Here is a 21,989-nt window from a genome sequence, read left to right as displayed (position 1 = left end):
ACTCGGAAGCAGACGGCGCCGTTCGCTTTTCGGGGCTCCCCGCTGTGTTTTTCGGATCGCTGAATCAGACAGTGCGCTCTGCTGCCGCGTGTCCTACCAGGAACCACGAGGTAGCGGGGGTAGGAAGCTCTTGTGGCAGGAGTTGCATTCGGCAGCAGGGGGCGGCGCGGATGGTGTGACGGACGTGTGGCCCGCCGGGCCGCGCTGCTCGCCACCGCCGTGGTGATTCCGCTCGCCTCAGGTCCCTCCCCGATCATCGCACCCGCAAACGCGCAGCCCACGGTCGCTCCGGTCGAGGTCCCGACGGTGCAGAAGGTGGTCTGGCTCACCGATCGGCGGGTCGCGCTGTGGGTCAATTCGCCATCGATGGTCACGCCCGTCCAGGTGCAGCTATTGCTGGCGCGGGATTGGAATACCCATCCCGATGCCAGGTTCCCGGCCTTGTTCATGCTCGATGGCCTGCGTGCCACCGATGACGAGAGCGGCTGGACCCATGAGGCGGGTGCGGTGGACTTCTTCGCCGATAAGAACGTCACGGTGGTGCTGCCGGTCGGCGGTCAGGCCAGCTTCTACTCGGACTGGCTACAGCCCGACAACGGCCACAACTACAAGTGGGAGACGTTTCTGACCAAGGAACTTCCGCCGCTGCTCGAGAGTCAGTGGCGGACCTCGGATATCCGTGGCGTCGAGGGCATTTCGATGGGCGGCACGGCCGCCATGTTCTTGGCCGGGCGCAATCCGAACTTCGCCAAATACGCGGGGTCCTACTCCGGTGTACTGACCACGACGACGCTCGGCATGCCGCAGGCGATCCAGTTCGCCCTGCGCGATGCGGGCGGATTCGACTCGGCCGCCATGTGGGGTCCGCCGGGCGGACCGGAATGGGACGGGCACGACCCCTACGCGCTGGCCGACAAGCTCAAGGGCGTCAGCCTCTACATCTCCAGCGGCAGCGGCTCGACCGGTCCGTTCGACCAGGCCAGCGGCATTCCGGGGGTCAGCACCAATTACGCGGGCATGGGGTTGGAGATCCTGTCCCGGCTGACCTCGCAGAATTTCGTGGCCAAACTGGGCAAACTATCCATCCCGGCCCAGGTGAACTACCGTCCCTCCGGCACGCATTCGTGGCCGTACTGGGATTTCGAAATGCGTCAGTCCTGGCCGCAGGCCGCCGCGGCGCTCGGTGTCGATCCGGATAAACCGCCGTGCCGGACAGCCGGTGCGATCGGCGCGCTGGTGGGCGGCAGCGACTGGCTCGGCGACTGCCTCACCAGGGAGTACCAGGTGGCGGGCGGTACCGCACAGGACTTCAAGGGTGGCCGGGTCTTCTATTCGCCGTCCGAGGGCGCGCATCCGGTCGCGGGCATGATCGGCGGCGGTTATCAGGCGGCGCTGGGGCCGGGCGGTCCGCTCGGCCTGCCGACCGGCGATGAGCGCGGGCTGCCCGACGGTCGCGGACGCATGCAGACCTTCCAGAACGGAATGCTCTACTGGACCTCGCGGACCGGCGCCCAGGTGGTGCGCGGCGCGATCCTCGATGAATGGGGTAGGCAGGGCTTCGAGACCGGCCCGGCCGGATACCCCACCGCGCCGGAGGTCAAGACCCCCGCCAAGGACGGCGCGGTCCAGTCCTTCGAGAACGGCCCGTTCTTCTACAGCGCCAGGACCGGTGCGCACCGGGTGCAGGGGATGATCCTGGGCAAGTACGCCGAATTGGGTTATGAGAATAGCCAACTCGGCTTCCCCGCCACGGAGGAGACCCCCTCGAAGGACTTCGGCCGCTACAGCAAGTTCGAGGGCGGAAATATCTACTGGAGTCCGCTTTCGGGCGCGTGGCCGGTGCGTTCGGGCCCGATCATGGATATGTGGTCGGTGCTCGGCTATGAGAACGGCAGGCTCGGTTATCCGACCAGTGACGAGTTCGGCATTCCGGGCGGCTATCAGCAGAATTTCCAGACCGGCTACATCACCGTGCGCGATGGCAAACCTGAAGTTCACGGCATCTAATTCCGGTCAGTCTGTTTTCTGATCAATTGCACCCGCAGACCCCCTTCAGTGACCTGCGAGCAGTCGCCATTGCTGGCTTTCCTCTAGCCTGGGTGGCGACCCAACCCTTAGCGAACAGATCGAGGACACGAATTCATGCATCGGACCCGTGGAAAGGTTATCGGCGTAGTCGTGGGGATCGCCGCTACCGGCTTGCTCGCTGCCTGCGGCAATAACGATTCGACGGCGACGAGTACGCCGACGATGTCCCACACCACGACGGCCGCGTCGCCGACCGCCGCCCCGACCAGCGCCGGTGCGACCGGACAGCCGCAGGCCTCCGAGCCCGCGCAGACGACCGTCGATACGGCGACGCCGGAGCGCCCGCAGCCGGTCCCGACCAATGTCGTCCCGACCGAGGACAGCTCCAAGCTCACCGACAAGGACAAGAAGTTCCTGGACGCGCTGAAGGCCGCTGGCGTCACCACCGCGTCGCCCGATATCGCGCTGAGCATCGGCGCCTACGTCTGCCAGGGCGTCGCGGCGAATGCCTCCGACCAGGATCTGATGACCTTCGTCTCCGCGATGGCCGGGTCGGATCCGTCCTTCGATCCGGCGAAGATGCCGGTGGAGAAGGCCGGAAGGATCTACATCGATACGGCTAAGGCGACGTACTGCCAGTGAGTGCGCGCGGTTCGGCGTCCCGCCGGTCCGGGAAACCGGTGGGGCGCCTGCTCTTCATCGGGCTCGTCGTGCTCGTCGTCATCATCGCGGTGGTGCTGTGGTTCGTACTGGCCGGGCGACTGCGCCCGCCCAAGCCGGGTCCGAAGCCGCCGCCCGCACCGCCGACCTCGCAACCGGCCTGGTGTCCCGATGTGCAGATGATCTCGGTGCCCGGGACCTGGGAATCGAACAGCAATGACGATCCGCACAATCCGACGGCGAATCCGATCTCGCTGATGCTCAATGTTTCGGGGCCGCTATCGCAGCAGTTCCCGCAGGGGCGGGTGGACGTCTACACCACCCCGTATGTCGCGCAGTTCTCCAATCCGATCGCGATCCCGCCGGACGGCCAGCAGTCGTACAACAACAGCCGCTCCGAGGGTTGGCAGCGCACGATCGACATGATGGCGAGTCGGTATCGCGACTGTCCGCTGACCACTTACGTGATCGCCGGGTTCTCCCAGGGCGCGGTGATCGCGGGCGATATCGCCAACCAGATCGGTGCGGGCAATGGACCGGTACCCGCGGACAAGGTGCTCGGCGTGACGCTGATCGCCGACGGCCGCCGCACCGGTGACGGTGGAACCGGTCAGGCCATCCAGGTCGGCACGGCGCCAGCGGGTGTCGGCGCGGAAGTCGCGCTCAATGGATTGAAGGTTCCCGGCATCACGATGACCGGTGCGCGCTCGGGTGGGTTCGGTTCGCTCGCCGACCGCACCTACACCATCTGCGCCCCGGGCGATCTGATCTGCGATTCACCCCGAGACGCGTTGAGCCCCCTGAACATCGTGGGCAGTGTGCTGACCCTGGTACGCGCGGTGGGCAACCCGGTGCACAGTCTGTACAACGGCTACGTGGTCGACGGTAATGGCACCACCGCGACGCAGTGGACGGTGAGCTGGGCCAATGGGTTGATCGAGGGGGCGCCGCATCCGGCGCATTCGTGAGATCGCACAGCAAACGCGCGCTCGGACCGGTGTTCGCACGCGTGGTGCTGCGACAACCGCACTGGAGTTCCGTCGCACGCTGTAAAGTGCGCCTGATGATCGCGACGCAGGCAACTGCCCCCAAAAGCGTGGGCACGTGTGGCCTCGCGTCGCGCCCACATTTCCTTACAGCCAGGAGCATGAGTTCATGACAGAAGCCGCCGCACCGGCCACCACGGCGAGCCGTGAAGCGGATGCTGAGTTGACCGCACTGGGCACTCCTCTGCGATCCTTCCGCTTCGCGGCGGCGGGTGAGGGAAATAAGCAAGAGGGCGGGGCCCGCAAGTTCATCCAGACGGCGCAGCAGGCCGAGGAGTACGGCTTCGACACCTTTGTCGTGCCGGATCACCTGGGTGACCAGATCGGCCCGATCGCCGCGCTCGGTGCGCTGACCCAGGCCACCGAGCGGATCCGGCTGGGAACCTCGGTGCTGGCCAATGGCTTCCGGCATCCCGTGGTACTGGCCAAGGATCTGGCCACCATCGATGTGCTGTCCAAGGGCCGCCTCGAGGTCGGCATCGGCGCAGGCTGGAAGCAGGACGAATTCCTGGCCGCCGGTCTGCCCTACGAGGCGCCGGGAGTACGGCTCGCGAAGCTGGACGAGACGCTGAGCATCCTCGATGTGCTGCTGCGTGGCCAGGAGTGCACCTTCGAGGGCAAGTACTACCAGGTGCACGGCGTCAAGGGCACGCCACGGCCGCGCCAGGGTCCGCGCCCGCCGATCTGCTCCGGCGGCGGCGGACCGAAGATGCTGCGCCTGGCCGCCAAGCACGCCGACATCATCTCGGTCGTTCCGGTCACCACCAAGAACGGCAAGGGTCTGCTCTCCGGCATCACCTTGGAGAAGACCATCGAGAAGGTGAACCTGATCAAGGAGGCGGCGGGTGACCGGTTCGCCGATATCGAACTGAACTGGGCCATCACCGCGATCGTCATTACCGACGATCGGGAGAAGACCGCCGAGATGGCGCTGTCCGCTATCGATCGCGGCCTGCACCCCGACCTCGAGGTGGACGTCAAGCTGTCGGTCGAGGACATTCTCGCCTCCCCGTATGTGGCGATCGGCACATTCGAGGAGATCGCCGAACAGATCCGTCAGGTGCGGCAACTCACATCGATGTCCTATGTCGGTGTGTTCCCCACCCAGATGGACGCGTTCGCGCCCGTGATTCCGCTGCTGCGGGGAGAGTGACCCGGTCTTCTCTGTAACATGACTCTGGTTTGAGAACATCTAGCCGATAGCGGTCTACCGCGCAGACCGCAATAAAATCTGCAGGCTGGCTCTCGCATGTAGAGCACCCGCTGCGATAGCGAGTCGGGGCCTCACAGGTAACAGCGGCGATATCGCCGTCTTGCTGCGTGTGCCTCGGAGGAGATGAAGGAATGGACGAGACTTTCGACGATTACCTGGATGAGACCGGGAACATCCGTATTCCCGATGACCACACCCTGGTAGACCACGTCGAGAAGCACACCCGCAACGACGCGAACACGCTCGCGTACCGCTACATCGATTACTCGCGTGAGCGTGACGGTGAGGCGCAGGAGCTGACGTGGCGTGAGTTCGGTGTTCGGCTGCGCGCGGTGGCCGCTCGACTGCAGCAGGTGACCAACCCGGGCGACCGGGTCGCGATCCTGGCCCCGCAGGGCCTGGATTACGTGATCTCCTTCTTCGCCGCGATCTACGCGGGCACCATCTCGGTTCCGCTGTTCGACCCGGACGAGCCGGGCCACACCGACCGCCTGCACGCGGTGCTCGGCGACTGCGAACCCTCGGCCATTCTGACCGCGAGCTCCTCCGCGGCCGGTGTGCGCCAGTTCTTCCGCTCGCTGCCCGCCGCACAGCGTCCGCGCATCATCGCGGTCGACGCGATCCCGGACAGTGTCGGCGAGAGCTGGGTGCGCCCTGATGTCGCCGTCGACGATATTGCCTACCTGCAGTACACCTCGGGCTCCACCCGCGTACCGGCCGGTGTCGAGATCACCCACCGGGCGGTCGGCACCAACCTGCTGCAGATGGTCGAGGCGATCAACCTGGACTGGAACTCGCGCGGTGTCACCTGGCTGCCGCTGTTCCACGATATGGGCCTGCTGACGGTGATCCTGCCCGCGGTCGGCGGCAAGTACATCACCATCATGTCGCCGAGTGCGTTCGTGCGCCGCCCGTACCGCTGGATCAAGGAACTGGCCGCACACAATGACGGTGCCGGAACCTTCGCCGCCGCACCGAACTTCGCATTCGAGCACGCCGCGGCGCGTGGTCTGCCGAAGAGCGGCGAGTCGCTGGATCTGTCGAATGTCATCGGTCTGATCAACGGCAGCGAGCCGGTCACCACCTCGTCGATGAAGAAGTTCAACGAGGCGTTCGCACCGTACGGCCTGCCCAAGACCGCGATCAAGCCCTGCTACGGCATGGCCGAGGCGACGCTGTTCGTCTCCGCGACCAAGGCCGAGGACGAGGCCAAGGTCGTCTACGTCGACCGCAACGAGCTCAACGCGGGCCGGATGGTCCGGGTCGAGCAGGGCGCCGAGAACTCCATCGCGCAGGTCTCCTGCGGCTATGTGGCGCTGTCGCAGTGGGCGGCCATTGTCGATCCGGAAACCGTCGACTCCGACGGCGGCGGACACGAACTGGCCGACGGCCGGGTCGGCGAGATCTGGCTGCACGGCAACAATATGGGCATCGGCTACTGGGGTCGCCCGGACGAGACCGCGGCGACCTTCCACAACAAGGTCACGGATCGTCTTATCGAGGGCAGCCACACCGACGGCACCGCGGCCGATGCGAACTGGATGCGCACCGGCGACTACGGCGTCTACTTCGAGGGCGAGCTGTACATCACGGGGCGGGTGAAGGACCTCGTGATCGTCGACGGCCGCAACCACTACCCGCAGGATCTCGAGTTCTCCGCGCAGGAGGCCTCGAAGGCGCTGCGGCCCGGTTTCGTCGCGGCGTTCTCGGTGCCCGCGAACCAGCTGCCCGTCGAGGTGTTCGAACAGGGCAGCCATTCGGGCCTGAGCTTCGACGCCGATGACGCCTCCGAACAGCTCGTCATCGTTGCCGAGCGCGGGCCGGGCGCCGGTAAGGCCGATCCGCTGCCGATCGCGGACGCGGTCCGCGCCGCGGTATCCCAGCGCCACGGTGTGACCGTGCGCGACGTGCTCTTGGTACCCGCCGGGTCGATTCCGCGGACCTCCAGCGGCAAGATCGCGCGACGCGCCTGCAAGACTGCTTATCTGGAGGGAACGCTGCGGGGTGGTTACACCCAGCAGGCCTTCCCCGATGCACCGGAAGAGTAATTGCCCGAGGGTGGCGCCGTAGCGGCTGCTCGCAGGTCGATTCACCAGGATCGGCCCGATCGTGGACGCGCGGCGGGCCTTTCCCCCGCCAGGCGTCAATTCAACGGCGCGCCCGGTACCCAGACAGGTAGCTTGAGGAATTGATGGCTGACAACGAGGGCACGCCCACCCAGACGACCGAAATCGTGCCCGCCGCGGCGGACGCGATCGATACCGCTGACGCTTCGCAGTCCGCCGCGAAACCCGGCGCCGCGACGACCGATATGTCGGTCCCGGAGCTGCGGGAGTGGCTGCGGCGCTGGGTCTCCGATGCGACCGGTCAACCGATCGAGCAGATCACGGTGGACCGGCCGATGGAGGAGTTCGGGCTGGCCTCCCGCGATGCCATCGCCCTCGGCGGTGATATCGAAGAGCTGACCGGTGTGGTGCTGACGGCGACGGTCGTCTACCAGCATCCGACCATCGCGTCGCTTGCCGAGGTCGTCATCAATGGTGAGCCGGAGGCGCCGGAGGAGTCGAGTGACGACTCGTTCTACACCGCCGGATACCAGCCGGGCGAGGCGCACGATATCGCGATCGTCGGCCTGTCGACGCGGCTGCCCGGTGCGGGCGATACCCCGGAGTCGACCTGGGAATTCCTGATCAACCGCGGTGACGCGATCCGGGAGCGGCCCGAGGGGCGCTGGGACGAGTTCACCAGTGATCCCGCGGTCGCCGAGGCGGTTGCGGCGGGCAATACCCTGGGCGGCTACCTCGACCAGGAGGTCCTCAAGGGCTTCGACGCGGAGTTCTTCGCGATGTCGCCGATCGAGGTCGAGCGCGTCGATCCGCAGCAGCGCCTGGCCATGGAGTTGACCTGGGAAGCGTTGGAGCACGCCAGGATTCCGGCGAGTGAGCTCAAGGGTGAGCCGGTCGGTGTGTTCATCGGCTCGTCCAGCAATGAATTCCAGCTGATCGCCGCACTCGGACTCGGCACCCCGGATCCGAATGTGCCCGCCTCGGCCGAGGCGTACGCCATCATGGGCAGCGTCTCCAGCATCATCCCCAACCGGGTGTCCTACTTCTTCGACTTCCGCGGTCCGTCGGTCGCGATCGATACCGCTTGCTCGTCCACCATGGTCGCGGTGCACCAGGCGGTGCGCTCGCTGCGCGACGGCGATTCGAATCTTGCCCTCGCCGGTGGCGTGAATATGCTGCTCTCCCCGATGGCGACGCTCGGCTTCGACCGCAATGGCGGTGTCGCGAAAAACGGCCGGATCAAGGCATTCTCGTCCGATGCCGACGGCATGATCCGCTCCGAGGGCGGCGGTCTGGTCGTGCTCAAGCGGCTCGCCGACGCCGAGCGCGACGGCGACAAGATCTACGCGGTGATCAAGGGTTCCGCGGTCAACAATGACGGCCGGTCCAACGGTCTGCTCGCGCCGAATCCGGATGCGCAGGCCGATGTGCTGCGCCGGGCCTACCGGGACGCGGGCATCGCGCCCTCGACGGTCGACTACATCGAGGCGCATGGCACCGGCACCCCGATCGGTGATCCGATCGAGGCCGATGCGCTCGGCCGGGTAGTCGGCCGCGGTCGCGATGACGATAGGCCCGCGCTACTCGGTTCGGCCAAGTCCAACTTCGGCCACCTGGAGTCCGGCGCGGGTGCGGCCAGCCTGGCCAAGGTGATCATGGCCTTCCAGCACAACGTGCTGCCGCCGAGCATCAACTACGTCGGTCCGAATGCGTATATCCCGTTCGACCAGGCGCATCTGAAGGTCATAACCGAACCGACGGAGTTCCCCCGCTACAGCGGCACCGCGACGGTCGGTGTTTCCGGCTTCGGTTTCGGTGGTACCAACGCGCACCTGGTGCTGCAGGAGTATGTGCCCGTCGCCGCGGCGCCCGTCGCCGCCTCGGAGCCGGTGGCCGCACAGGTCGACGAAGAGTCGACCGATGTGATCGAGGAAGCCACCGAGATTGTCGAGGCCGCCGAAGTCATTGCGGCCGAACCCGAATGGTCGACCGAGCGGGCCGAGCCGCTGCCGGTGATCATCGCGGTATCCGCCTACCTGCCTTCGCGGCGTCGCCGCGCCGCCGCGGATCTGGCCGACTGGCTGGAATCCGATGCCGGTCGCGATGTTCCGCTGGCGGATGTGGCCCGGTCGACGGCCAAGCGCAGTCACGCGCGTTCGCGCGGTGTCGTGCTGGCCAAGACCCACGAGGAGGCCATCGCCGGTCTGCGCGCCATCGCGGCGGGTAAGCCGGCGCCCGGTGTGTTCACCGCGGACGCCCCCGCCGCCAATGGCCCGATCTGGGTGCTTTCCGGATTCGGTGCCCAGCACCGCAAGATGGGCAAGCAGCTCTACCTGGAGAATTCGATCTTCCGCAAGGCCGTCGACGAGGTCGATGAGCTGGTGCAGGACGAGGCCGGATATTCGGTGCGCGAGATGATCCTGGACGACGCCCAGGATTACAACGTCGGCACCTCGCAGGTCGGCATTTTCACCATTCAGATCGGTCTGGCCGCGCTGTTGCGCGCGCACGGCGCACAACCCGATGCGGTGGTCGGTCACTCGATGGGTGAGGTCGCCGGGGCCTATATCTCCGGTGGACTCGTGCTCGAGGATGCGGTGCGCGTGATCTGCGCCCGCTCGCGCCTCATGGGCGAGGGCGAGGCGATGATCAGCGATGACGATGTGCGCAATATGGCGCTGGTCGAGCTTAGTGCCGCCGATATCGAGGCGATGCTGGTCGACTATCCGGACGTGGAGTGCGCGGTGTACGCGGCACCGACGAATACGGTGATCGGCGGACCGCAGGATCAGGTCGCGGCGATCGTGGCGAAGGTCGAGCAGGCGGGCAAATTCGCCCGCGTGCTGCAGACCCGCGGTGCCGGGCACACCTCGCAGATGGATCCGCTGCTGGGTGAGTTGGCGGCCGAGCTGGCCGGTATCGAGCCGACCAAGCTGAAGACGGGTCTGTACTCGACCGTCAACAAGGAGGAGTTCTACCGTCCCGGCAGCGATCCGGTGCACGATGAGGACTACTGGGTCAAGAACATGCGCCACGCGGTGTACTTCACCAATGCGGTGAAGCTCGCGGTGGACACCGGGCACACCACCTTCGTGGAGCTGGCGCCGAATTCCGTTGCGCTGATGCAGGTGCTGGGGACGACGTTCGCGGCCGGTGTGCACGATGCGCAGCTCATCCCGACGCTCAAGCGCAAGGAAGACGAATCGGCGGGCGTAATCGCCGCACTGGCCCAGCTCTATGTGCACGGGCATCGGGTCGACCTGTCGTCGCTGCTGCCCGCTGGCGAGTACGCCGACATTCCGCGTACCGCATTCCTGCGCAAGCAGTACTGGCCGAAGGCGAAGATGGCCAGCGGCAGCGGTAACGCCCGGGTGCCGGGTGCACATGTCGCGCTGCCCGACGGGCGGCATGTGTGGGAGGTGCCGGCCTCGGCCGTCACCGATCTCGCGGTGCTGGTGAAATCCGCTGCGGCACAGGTGCTCAGCGATGTCTCGCTCGGCGCGTCGGTCCCGCATGCGGTGCTGCCGACGGCCGGAACGCTGACCACCACGCTGACGCCGCATCTGGGTGGCGCATCGGTGCAGGTGCATGCCCGTGCGGGTGCGAACTTCCAGCTGCTGTTCGAGGCGGTCGTCGCATCGAGTGCGCCGCTGCCCGAACCCGTTGTCGCCGAGGCGGTTTCCGCTGCCGAGGTCGCGACCACCGCGGACACCGATCTGGAGATCGTCGAGACCTTCGGTGAGCGTTGGGATCCGGCGGGCACCCAGACCCTGGAGGAGCGGCTGGCGCTGATCGTCGCCGAGTCGATGGGCTATGCGGTCGAGGATCTGCCGATGGAGATCCCGCTGATGGAACTCGGTCTCGATTCGCTGATGGCCATGCGCATCAAGAATCGGGTCGAATACGAATTCGACATTCCGCAGCTGCAGATCCAGGCCGTGCGCGATGCCAACCTGAACGAGGTCGCCAAGGTGCTGCACTACGCCATCGAGCACCGCGACGAGGTGCAGGCGATGGCCGATAAGCAGGCCGCTGGCGAGGAGATCGCGGTCGACGGCGGATTCATTGCGGCGGCCCGCGCGGCTGTCGCGGCTGGCGCGGATCCGGCGGCCGTGGTGGCGAATGCGGCTGCCGCCGAAGGGGTTTCGCTGGGCGCCGAGAACACCACGGTGGCGGCGGAGGCCGAGCAGATAGTCGCTGAAGCCGAGACTGCTGCCGGTATCACCGGTGCTGCCGCTGGTACCGCCGCGCCTGCCCCGGCGACGCCCGAGCAGGCCGCCGCGGCCGAGGCCGACGAAGCCGCGATCGAACGCGCGCTGGACACCGAGGACACCACTGCGGTCGGCGGGGCCGAGGCCGTGGCTGCCGCTTCGATCTTCGGTCAGCCGGCCGGTGCCGACGAGGACGATGTGCCGCCGCGCGATGCCGCCGAGCGGTTGACCTTCGCCACCTGGGCGATTGTCACCGGCAAGTCGGCGGGCGGCATTTTCAATACCCTGCCGATCCTGGAGGAGGAGGTCGCCGAGAAGTTGGCGATCCGACTCAGCGAGCGGATCAAGGCCGAGGTCACCGTCGATGATGTGCTCGACTGCGAGACCATTGAGCAGCTCGCCGATATCGTGCGTCAGTTGCAGGACAGCGGCGCCGATGTGGATGGGTTCGTTCGCCCGCTGCGGCCGCGCGTCGAGGGCTCGAATGCGGTGCCGGTCTTCGTCTTCCACCCGGCCGGTGGCAACACCCTGGTGTACGAACCGCTGTTGAAGCGTCTGCCTGCCGATACTCCGATGTACGGCATCGAGCGGGCCGACGGTGCGATCGAGGAACGCGCCAAGCAGTACGTGCCGCAGCTGCGTCAGATCCAGGGTGACGGCCCCTACGTGCTGTACGGCTGGTCGCTCGGCGCGGTGCTCGCGATGGCGGTCGCGCATATTCTGCGCGCCGAGGGCGCGGATGTGCGGATGGTCGGCCTGATCGATTTGGCCATACCGACCGAGCCGGAGGACAACAGTCCGGAGGAGCGGATCCGACGCATCGAGCGCTACCAGGCATTCGCGAAGAAGACCTACGGTGTCGAAGGCGAACTCCCGCAGGAGCAGTTGGAAGAGCTCGCGTTGGCCGACGACGAGGATCAATTCAAGATGATCAGCGATCTGGTCAAGATCAGCGGAGCCAAGATCCCCGGAGGTGTGCTCGAACACCAGCGCACTTCCTGGATCGAGAACCGTGCGCTGCAGAAGCTGCGCCCCGCGCGCTATGAGGGCGACGTGGTGCTCTATCTGGCCGATCGGTACCACGATGGCGCGATCGAGTTGGAGCCCCGTTTCGCGGACCGGCGACCGAATGGTGGTTGGGATGAATACATTCCGAACCTAGAGGTTATTCATATCCCGGGTGACCACCTCCAGATCGTTGACGAGCCACGGATCGGAAAGATCGGAGCCGACCTCACCGCGAAACTTGCTGTAATTGCCCCATAGGGGCGCCTGATGAGAGGGGCCAAGTGAGCACTACTGCCGAAAAGCTCGCCGACCTGCGCAAAAGACTGGAATTAGCGCAGGAACCGGCGGGTGAAGCGGGGGTGGCGAAGCGGGCGAAGAAGGGAATTCCCAGCGCCCGCGACCGGATCAACATGCTGTTGGATCCGGGAACCTTCGTGGAAATCGGTGCGCTGGTGCGCAAGTCGGGTGATCCGTCCGCGCTGTACGGCGACGGCGTGATCACCGGGCACGGTCTGGTCGAAGGGCGTCCGGTCGCGGTGTTCTCACACGACCAGACCGTTTATGGCGGTTCGGTCGGTGAGATGTTCGGCCGCAAGGTCGCCAACATCATGGAGTACGCCGCGAAGGTCGGCTGCCCTATGGTGGGCATCAACGATTCCGGCGGTGCCCGCGTGCAGGAGGCCGTGACCTCGTTGGCCTGGTACGCCGAGCTCGGGAGTCGCGCCGAGCCGCTGTCGGGGATGGTGCCGCAGGTGTCGTTGATTCTCGGCAAGTGCGCGGGCGGTGCGGTTTACGCGCCCATCAATACCGATGTGGTGGTGGCGACCGAAGAGGCGTACATGTTCGTCACCGGGCCCGCCGTGATCCGTGAGGTCACCGGCGAGGACGTGAGTCTCGAGGAACTCGGCGGCGCGCACAGCCAAGCGCAGTACGGCAACATCCATCACGTGGCCCCGGATGAGAAGGCCGCATTCGAATGGGTGCGCAGCTATCTGGGCTTCCTGCCGACCAGTTGCCAGGAGCGGCCCCCGGTCGTGAATCCCGGTCTGGAGCCGGAGCTCACCGAATCGGATCTGGAACTGAATTCGATTGTGCCGGACTCGGATAACTCCGCCTACGACATGTACGAGATCCTGTTGCGCATCTTCGACGACGGTGATTTCCACGAGGTCGGCGCCGCGGCGGGGCGCAATGTCATCACCGGATTCGCGCGGGTCGACGGGCGCAGCGTCGGCGTGGTCGCGAATCAGCCGATGGTGTACGCCGGTGCGCTCGACGCCAGGGCTTCCGATAAGGCGGCGCACTTCGTGCGGATGTGCGACGCGTTCGAGATTCCGCTCGTATTCGTGGTGGACACACCGGGATTCCTACCCGGCGTAGAACAGGAGAAGATCGGCGTCATCAAGCGCGGCGGCCGCTTCCTGTTCTCCTATGTGGAGGCCACCGTGCCCAAGGTGACTGTGGTGATCCGCAAGTCCTACGGCGGTGGGTACGCGGTAATGGGCTCGAAACAGCTCGGCGCGGATGTGAATCTGGCCTGGCCGACCGCGCGGATCGCGGTCATGGGCGCGGAGAGCGCGGTCAGTCTGATCGGCCGCAGGCAGATCGAGGCGGCGCCGGAGGACCAGCGTGCCGCGGTGCGCCAGCAGATGATCGACTTCTACAACGCGACCATGGCGACCCCCTGGGTTGCCGCCGAGCGCGGCTATATCGACGCCGTCATCGAACCCTCGGCCACCCGCCTCGAGCTGCGGCGTGCGCTACGCCTGCTGCGCGATAAGAAGCTCCCGCGCAACCCGCGCAAGCACCACCTGCTCCCGCTCTGACACAGCCGCAACTCCGACTACGGAATCGGGCCCGCAACCTCGAGGGTTGCGGGCCCGATTCCGGTCCGTGGCAGCGGAAGTCAGGCGATGGCAGCCGACTCGATGATGACGGCGTCGCGCGGCACGTCCTGGTGCATGCCTGCCGAGCCGGTGGCGACCGCGGCGATCTTGTCGACCACCTCGGAGCCGTCGGTGACCTTGCCGAAGACCGTGTAGCCCCAGCCCTGCGGGGTCGGCGCGGAGTGGTTCAGGAAGTCGTTATCGGAGACGTTGATGAAGAACTGCGCGGTGGCCGAATGTGGGTCGTTGGTGCGGGCCATCGCGACGGTGTACCTGTTGTTCTTCAGGCCGTTGTTGGCCTCGTTCTGAATCGGTGCCTGGGTGCCCTTCTGCTTCATATCGGGAGTGAAGCCGCCGCCCTGGATCATGAAGCCGGGGATGACGCGGTGGAAGATGGTGCCGTTGTAGTGGCCCGCTTTCACGTAATCCACGAAGTTCGCGACGGTGCCAGGTGCCTTCGCATCGTCGAGCTCGAGCACGATCGTTCCGAAGTTGGTTTCGAGATTCGCCTTTGTCATACCCCCTACCTTTCCATCGTGTCCGTTACCGGTCAGCATTTCGGGTCACCTTTTCGGTCCCGTCCCATTAGCCACGCCGTGCCGCGCATCGTCCGACGAATCCGTTTCCGAGTCGTGATTCCCCGCGTTTTACAGGGGATTCGGGCCGCGCGACTGGGAGTCGTCTCAGAAGTTGCTGGGAGCTGCACGCAACTTGTGCGCAGCCAGCGCCCGTTGCAACACGCGGGCGGATACCATTGCCAACCGTGCCCGACGCCGCTACCGCTGTCTTGACAAAACCGCCCGCCGCGCCGGAAGTCGCACCGAGTGACTTCCGCACCGCGCGTATGGTCGCGCTGATCGCCGGTGTGCTCGGCGCGCTGTTCGCGCTGGCAGCTCCGTTCTTGCCGGTCAGCCAGACCACCGCGACGCTGAATTGGCCGCAGGGCGGCACCATCAATAGCGTGCAGGCGCCGCTGATGTCGCAGGTGCCGGTCGACCTCGAGGCCAGCATTCCGTGCTCGGCGGTCGATCAGCTGCCGAGCTACGGCGGGATGCTGCTGGCCACCGCGCCGCCACAGGGCGACCGGGCATCGCTCGAGGCGATGTTCGTGCGGGTCTCCGACACATCTGTGGATGTGATCGACCGCAATGCCGTGGTGGCCTCGGCCGAGCGCGCCCAGTTGGGCGGGTGCAGCTCGATCACCATCAGTTCCGACAGCAATCGGACCAAGGCGTCGTTCGAGGGCCTCACCACGACGATCGAGCGGCCGGTCGAGGGTGCGGCGCCCGGGGCCACGCAGAAGGTCGCGGTGCCGGTAGCGGGGCAGCTGAACGGTGATCTGCGGCCACAGGTGGTCGGCGTCTTCACCGATATGAAGGGCGCGGCGTCCACCGGGCTGTCGATGCACATGACGGTGGATACCCGGTTCTCCTCCAGCCCGACCCCGGTCAAGTTGATCGCGATGATCGCGGCGGTGCTGTGCACCCTGATCGCGCTCGGCGCGCTGGCCAAACTGGACGGCAGTGACGGGCGCGGGCACCGCCGGTTCCTGCCCGCCCACTGGCTGAAGCCGACCTGGGCCGACGGCGCGATCATCGGCACGCTGCTGGTGTGGCATTTCGTCGGCGCCAACACCTCCGATGACGGCTACATCCTGAGCATGGTCCGGGTGGCGCCGCACGCGGGCTATATGGCCAACTACTTCCGCTGGTACGGCGTCCCTGAGGCGCCGTTCGGCTGGTACTACTACGTCATCCAGGCCTTCTCGGAGATCTCCACCGCGAGCCCGTGGGTCCGGCTGCCCGCGCTGTTCTGCGCGATCCTGTGCTGGCTGGTGATCAGCCGCGAGGTGGTGCCCCGGCTCGGGCGCGGGGTGCGCCACAGCAAGGTGGCGCTGTGGACCGGTGGACTGGTCTTCCTGGCGTTCTGGCTGCCGTTCGACAACGGCCTGCGCTCGGAGCCGATCGTCGCGCTCGGCGCGCTGCTGACCTGGGTTTCGATCGAGCGGGCCATTGCGACCGGTCGGCTGTTGCCCGCCGCGGTCGCGATCCTGGTCGCCGCATTCACCTTGGCGGCGGCACCGACCGGTCTGATGTGTGTTGCGGCGCTCCTCGCCGGTATTCGGCCGCTGGTGCGGATCGTGGTGCGACGGCACCGGCAGTTCGCCGCGCAGGGTGTCGGCAAGTGGGGTTCGTCACTGCCGCTGCTCGCACCGATTGCGGCGGCGGGTCTGCTGGTGCTGATCGTGGTCTACACCGACCAGACCTTCGCCGGAATCCAGGAGGCCAACCGGGTGCGGCAGGTGACCGGGCCGAACCTGGCCTGGTACGAGGACTACCTGCGCTACTACTACCTGTTCGTGGAGACCGTCGACGGTTCGCTCTCGCGCCGGTTCGCCTTCCTGATCATGCTGCTGTGCCTGTTCACCACCATGCTGGTGCTGCTGCGGCGCAGGCAGGTGCCCGGTATCGCCAGCGGGCCGAGCTGGCGGCTGATGGGTGTGGTCTTCGGCACCATCTTCTTCATGATGTTCAACCCGACCAAGTGGACCCACCACTTCGGCGCCTATGCGGGCATCGCCGGATCACTGGCCGCGGTCACCGCGGTTGCGGTTTCCGCGAGTGCGTTGCGGGCCAGGAAGAATCGGGCGATCTTCCTCGCCGGATTGCTGTTCGTGCTGGCCATCGCGTTCTCGGGCATCAATGGCTACTGGTACGTGTCCAGCTTCGGCGTGCCGTGGTTCGACAAGCGAATCTCGCTGCACGGCTACCAGTCGAATACGGCGATGCTCATCCTGTTCGGGCTGGCGCTGGCGCTGGTCGCCTGGGCCGCGCTGCGCGAGGACTACACCAAACCGCAGCCCTCGGCGAAGTCGGTGCGTGGTAAGCGGATTCGCAAATTCGCCGCCATCCCGCTGACCGTGGTCGCCGCGCTGATGGTGCTGCTCGAGGTGTTCTCGCTGGTGAAGGGCGCGGTGTCGCAGTATCCGGCGTATTCGCTGGCACGCTCGAATTTCGATGCGCTGAGCGGGAATTCGTGCGGTCTGGCCAATGACATCCTGGTGGAACCGGATGTGGACAAGGGCAATGGCACGCTGACCCCGATCACCGATCCGGCGAATCCGCCGAGGAACGGTGATCCGCTGGCCGGGGCCGATCCGGTCGGCTTCGACCCGAACGGTGTGCCGGAAAAGCTCAGCGCCGACACCATCGAGGTGAAGCCGGGTACCGGCAATACCTCCACCCAGTCGGTGGGTCCGGTGGGTGCGGACGGACAGAACGCGGGCACCGACGGCGGCTACGGCGCGACCGGTGTCAATGGCAGCCGGGCCACCCTGCCCTTCGGCCTCGATCCGGCCACCACGCCGGTGATGGGCAGCTACCAGCTGGGCGTGCAGCAGCCCGCGCATCTGGTGTCGAGCTGGTACCAGCTGGCGCCGCGCTCGGATGATCGTCCGCTGGTGGTCATTTCGGCCGCGGGCCGCATCCTGTCCGTCGACGACACCGGTGACACCAAATACGGCCAGTCGCTGACCGTCGACTACGGCAAGCACCTGCCCGACGGCAGCGTGCAGATGCTGGGCACCTACCTGCCGCGCGATATCGGCCCATTCCCGTCGTGGCGCAATCTGCGCATCCCGCTCGATGAGATCGCGCCCGATGCCGATGCGGTGCGCATCGTCGCCAACGACCCGATTCTGATCGGTGATCAGTGGCTGGCGTTCACCCCGCCGCGGATGCCGAAGTTGGCCTCGCTCAATAGCTTTATCGGCTCCGAACAGCCGGTGCTGCTGGACTGGGCGGTCGGACTGCAGTTCCCGTGCCAGCGGCCGCTGGACCACAAGAACGGGGTGGCCGAGGTGCCGGGCTACCGGATCCTGCCGGACCGGCCGCTCGCCATCAGTTCGACCAATACCTGGCAGGCCGAGGAGTTCGGTGGGCTGTTGGGCTTCTCCCAGATGCTGGCGAAGTCGAGCACCGTTCCGACCTATATGAAGAACGACTGGGCGCGGGACTGGGGTTCGCTGGAGCGGTACGACCAGTACTACCCGAATGCGGTTCCGGCCAAGTTGGATACCGGCAAGGCCAACCGTTCCGGATTCTGGTCGCCCGGACAGCTGCGGGTGTTCTAACTCCTGCCAGAACAGGCCCGTCGAATCGGCACTACTGCGATTCGACGGGCCTGTTCTATATCCAAATGCGACCGCACGGAATGTTTGTTACTGCTCGTCGCTCTCCATTCGTGAGCGCACTCACGCTATTGCTCGGGTGTGGTGCCGAACACGCGTCTGGCCTGCGTTTACGTGCTCTTGACAGCAAAAGGCCGCCGCACAGGCGATTCGCGCCATTGCGACGGCCAGGTGGTCGGTTGGTTGTTGAACGGCAGGCTCAGACCTTTGCCATGCGCAGGCCGAGTTCACGACGGAGTAGCTCTTGCGGGGTTTGGCGGGATAACACGCGCAGCACCGCCGGTCGTAGCTCCCGTTGTTCATCATCGGTGAGCAGTCCGACGAGGTCGCGCAGATCCATATCATCGAAGGCCGCGGTCATGAATAAAGGTTACGGCCAGGTTCACTGGTGGGAAGGCATTCGCAACCAACATTTACGACATGGTCACGCTGGTTCACCGTCGTAACGTGCTCGTGCCATGAAAACTTCGTCCATGCGCTCCTCGGCCCACTCCTTTATGGCGCGCATCACAGGCCGCAGGCTGTGACCCAGCGGTGTGAGTTCGTAGTCGACGCGGACCGGAACCTCTGCGGTGATCCGGCGTTCGAGTAGGCCGTCGCGCTCCAGGGTGCGCATTTTGGGGCTGACGCCGGAGATGATGCGGTTGATCTCGGCGTAGCGCAGCCGGACCGTCCGCGAGGGACATCGAATATCAGGCTGGCACCCTGCCGACGCTGACCGCCGGGGCTAATCGGAGTCTGCGAGCATATCCAGGAAAGCGCGCATATCGTCGGCCTCCGGGACGCCGAGATCCGCGTACAGGCGCATCGCGATACCGGCGTATTCGCGCGCTCGACCGACGTCGCCGAGATCTCGGTACGCGCGAGCCAGCCCGTCGTTGGCGCGCGCTCGCTCGGGTAGGTTCAATGCCTCGTCGGCCAACGCCAGTGCGGTGCTGTGCTTTTCGGCGGCTGCGCCAGGATCGCCTGCGGTGCAGGCTGTCTCGCCGAGGCCGTTGAGCGCGGACGCTTCATCGCCACGACTGCCCAGCATCCGATACAGATCGCGGGCCCGGGAGTGGTTGTCTCTGGCCTCGTCCAGCAGGTCGTTGCGGCGGCACAGCGATCCCAGATAGTTCAGCACCAACGCCTCGCCGCGCTGATTGCCCACCTCGCGGTGCAGTGCCAGTGCGCGGTCGAGATGTTCACGGGCGTCGCGGTACTGGTTGTTATCGGCGCCGAGCAGCATGCCGAGGTTGCCGAGCACATGCGCCTCGCCGACTTTGTTGCCCAGACGGTTGGCGAGCTCGAGCGCCTCGCGCAGGTATCGCCTGGCCTCGTCGTAGTCCCGTTTACGCCACGCTACATTGCCGAGCGTGTTCAGCGCTCTGGCCTCTTGATAACGATCCCCGGACGCGCGGGCAATCCGCAGTGCCGCTTGCGAATGCGCGGTCGCCCAGTCGTAATCGCCTTGTCGCCAGCAGGCCCAGCCCAGGTCGGTCAACGCTCTGGCCTCGCCGATCGAGTCGGCCAGCTGTCTGCTCGCCAGCAGTGCCACCTGGTGCAAGCGCGCGGCGTCGGAGTGGCGGGAGTTGCCGTCGAGATAGGGACGTAGGGTTTCAGCCGTGTCTCTGGCGTGCGCGGGCGTACCGTGGTCGGACGCGTAGGCCGCAGTGGTGATGAGGTTTTCGCGTTCGGCATCGAGCCACTCGGCCGCGTCCTCGGCGTCGTCCAGCGTCGTTACCCGGGCCGCGGAGGGCGGCAGCGGTTGGCGGTGATCGGCGCTGTAGGGGAACAGCAGATCCACCGCTGCCCGCGCGGTGTGCACATAGTGGTCGAAAAGTCGTGACAGCGCGGTGGTTCGGGCATCGTCGGATTCGTCTACCGACACCATGGCGCGGGCATGCTGGCGCAGCAGGTCGTGAAAGGTATAGCGGCCGGGCTCGTATTGAGCTATCACATGAACGTCGAGGAGGTCTTCCAACAGCATTTCGGCGTCGTCCACCGAGATATCGGCCAGCGCGGCCGCGGCGCCGGGATCGATGTCCCGCCCGGGGTGCAGGCCGAGCAGCCGGAACATCCGCTGCCCGTCCGCGCGAAGCTGGCGATAGGAGAGGTTGAACGCGGCAACGACACCCCGTTCGGCCGTGGACAATTCGGCCAGTCTGCGCCGCTCCCCACGCAGCCGTCCCGCCAGATAGCCGACGGTCCACTGCGGGCGGTGCAGTAGTCGAGCGGCGGCGATCCGCACCGCCAATGGCAGGAACCCGCACAGGTGCAGCACGTCCAGCACCGCGAGCGGTTCGGCGGTGGCACGTTCGCCGACGATCCGGTCGAAGAGGTCGACAGCATCGCGTGCGGGCAGTGGATCGACCGACAATGCCCGAGCACCATCCAGGTTGACCAGCCGCCGCCTGCTGGTTATCAGGATGAGACTGTCCGTCCCGCCGGGCAGCAGCGGCCGGACTTGATCGGCATCCACAGCGTTGTCCAGCACCGCGACCACTCGCCGTCCGGCCAGTTCCGACCGCCACAGCGCGCCGCGATCGGCGGTGGTCTGCGGAATGCGTTCGGCGGGAATTCCGATCTGGCGCAACAGGATTTCCAGCGCCGCATCCGTCGCGACCGGTTGCCGGTCGATCGTGTGCGCTTGGAGGTCGATGAACAGCTGACCGTCGGGGAATCGGTCGGCTACTCGGTGCGCGGTGTGTACGGCAAGCGCGGTCTTGCCGATGCCCGCCATGCCGTCGATCGTGGAGACGGTCGACGCGGTGCCGGTGAGTGGTGCGAGGAGATGTTCGAGTTCGGCGTTTCGACCCGCGAAATCCGGTATGTCGTAGGGCAAGAAGTTTGCACAACGTGGCACGGGTTCGGTGCGTGCGGCCGGTGCCGTTACGCGGGTGGCCGGTTCGCCGTCGTCACGCAATACTGCCTGCTCCAGCGCGACGAATGCGCGTCCCGGATCCAGACCCTGTGCCTGCGCGAGTGCCGTCCGGAACGATCGTGCGGCGGCGAGCGCATCGACCTGTCGGCCCGCTCGATGCAGTGCGAGTATCAGTTGACCGGCCAGCTTCTCCCGCAGCGGGTTTGCGGTCACCATCGCTGCCAACTCGTCGAGTACCGCCTCGTGCCTGCCCAGCCCGAGTTCCACCGCGGTCAACTGCTCGAACGCCGCCAACTGCTTCTCCTGCAGGCGGCGCCGCGCGGGCGTGACGTAGTCGGCGTTCAGATCGGCGAGCGCCTCGCCGTGCCACAGCGCCAACGCCGCACGCAGTTCCGCCACCGCGGCCGCGGGGTCGGAAGCGGCCAGCGATCGGCCGGCACCGACGCGGTTGGTGAATTCCTCGAGATCGAACTGCCCCGGCTCCGGCAGCACAACGTATCCGGCAGATCTGGTCTGCAGTACCTGCGCCGCATCCGCTTCGCGCAACACCTTGCGGATCGCCGTCACCGCGGCGTGGATCTGCGAGCGCGCCGTGTCCGGGGGATCCGTGCCCCACATGGCCTCGATGATCCGGTCTGCGCTGCACACTCTTCCGACATTGACCAGGAGATAGGCGAACACTGCCCGATGTCTCGGCGCCGCGGCCGATTCGCGGCCGTCGACCACGATTTTCATTGGTCCGAGGACCGTAAAACGCACACCCATCTCGGCTCCATACAACACCCATCGTGAAGGCATCGCAAAAGTATCAACAGGCCG

The 21,989-nt window shown here is 66.2% G+C and carries 12 protein-coding genes; 8 read left to right on the top strand and 4 right to left on the bottom strand.

What is annotated here, in order from left to right; all coding sequences use genetic code 11:
- Positions 1–132 precede the first annotated feature (132 nt).
- The 7 genes from ABZ293_RS13050 (at position 133) to ABZ293_RS13020 (ending at position 14,058) form a co-directional block, all read left to right on the top strand.
- A complete protein-coding gene (locus ABZ293_RS13050) occupies positions 133–2,007 on the top strand; it encodes an alpha/beta hydrolase-fold protein (RefSeq protein ID WP_355180147.1) in 1,875 nt (624 codons plus the stop codon).
- Positions 2,008–2,142: 135 nt separating this feature from the next.
- Positions 2,143–2,670: a DUF732 domain-containing protein gene (locus ABZ293_RS13045; protein WP_355180145.1), complete on the top strand. Its 528-nt coding sequence runs from the start codon at positions 2,143–2,145 to the stop codon at positions 2,668–2,670.
- Positions 2,671–2,708: 38 nt separating this feature from the next.
- On the top strand, positions 2,709–3,656 hold the full coding sequence (locus tag ABZ293_RS13040) for a cutinase family protein (protein WP_355180144.1): 948 nt from the start codon (positions 2,709–2,711) through the stop codon (positions 3,654–3,656).
- 187 nt (positions 3,657–3,843) lie between these two features.
- Complete coding sequence (locus ABZ293_RS13035) at positions 3,844–4,887, top strand: LLM class F420-dependent oxidoreductase (RefSeq protein ID WP_355180142.1); 1,044 nt, start codon at positions 3,844–3,846, stop codon at positions 4,885–4,887.
- A gap of 191 nt (positions 4,888–5,078) precedes the next feature.
- Positions 5,079–6,995, top strand: a complete 1,917-nt coding sequence (fadD32, locus tag ABZ293_RS13030; RefSeq protein WP_355180140.1) for a long-chain-fatty-acid--AMP ligase FadD32 — start codon at positions 5,079–5,081, stop codon at positions 6,993–6,995.
- Between the two features lie 143 nt (positions 6,996–7,138).
- On the top strand, positions 7,139–12,490 hold the full coding sequence (pks13, locus tag ABZ293_RS13025) for a polyketide synthase Pks13 (RefSeq protein WP_355180138.1): 5,352 nt from the start codon (positions 7,139–7,141) through the stop codon (positions 12,488–12,490).
- A gap of 23 nt (positions 12,491–12,513) precedes the next feature.
- On the top strand, positions 12,514–14,058 hold the full coding sequence (locus ABZ293_RS13020) for an acyl-CoA carboxylase subunit beta (protein ID WP_355180136.1): 1,545 nt from the start codon (positions 12,514–12,516) through the stop codon (positions 14,056–14,058).
- Positions 14,059–14,138: 80 nt separating this feature from the next.
- Here ABZ293_RS13020 and ABZ293_RS13015 read toward each other — a convergent pair whose 3' ends face one another.
- Entirely contained in the window at positions 14,139–14,636 is a 498-nt protein-coding gene (locus ABZ293_RS13015) for a peptidylprolyl isomerase (RefSeq protein WP_355180134.1), read from the bottom strand.
- A gap of 326 nt (positions 14,637–14,962) precedes the next feature.
- Between ABZ293_RS13015 and ABZ293_RS13010 the strand changes: the two genes are divergently transcribed.
- Entirely contained in the window at positions 14,963–18,250 is a 3,288-nt protein-coding gene (locus tag ABZ293_RS13010; RefSeq protein WP_355180370.1) for an arabinosyltransferase domain-containing protein, read from the top strand.
- A 256-nt stretch (positions 18,251–18,506) separates the two neighbouring features.
- Here the strand turns inward: ABZ293_RS13010 and ABZ293_RS13005 are convergent, their stop codons facing one another.
- The 3 genes from ABZ293_RS13005 to ABZ293_RS12995 all read right to left on the bottom strand — a co-directional run bounded on the left by ABZ293_RS13005 (position 18,507) and on the right by ABZ293_RS12995 (position 21,935).
- Positions 18,507–18,668, bottom strand: coding sequence for a hypothetical protein (locus ABZ293_RS13005; protein ID WP_354960027.1), 162 nt, complete (start codon positions 18,666–18,668; stop codon positions 18,507–18,509).
- A 63-nt stretch (positions 18,669–18,731) separates the two neighbouring features.
- Entirely contained in the window at positions 18,732–18,971 is a 240-nt protein-coding gene (locus ABZ293_RS13000; RefSeq protein WP_355180368.1) for a helix-turn-helix domain-containing protein, read from the bottom strand.
- A 63-nt stretch (positions 18,972–19,034) separates the two neighbouring features.
- Entirely contained in the window at positions 19,035–21,935 is a 2,901-nt protein-coding gene (locus ABZ293_RS12995) for a BTAD domain-containing putative transcriptional regulator (RefSeq protein WP_355180132.1), read from the bottom strand.
- Positions 21,936–21,989: the final 54 nt, after the last annotated feature.

Origin of the sequence: Nocardia sp. NPDC005998 (assembly GCF_040614395.1) — a bacterium.
In the GTDB taxonomy this organism is placed as follows: Bacteria; Actinomycetota; Actinomycetes; order Mycobacteriales; family Mycobacteriaceae; genus Nocardia.
Note: the sequence above shows the minus strand (reverse complement) of the source record. Positions and strands in the feature narration are given on the sequence as shown.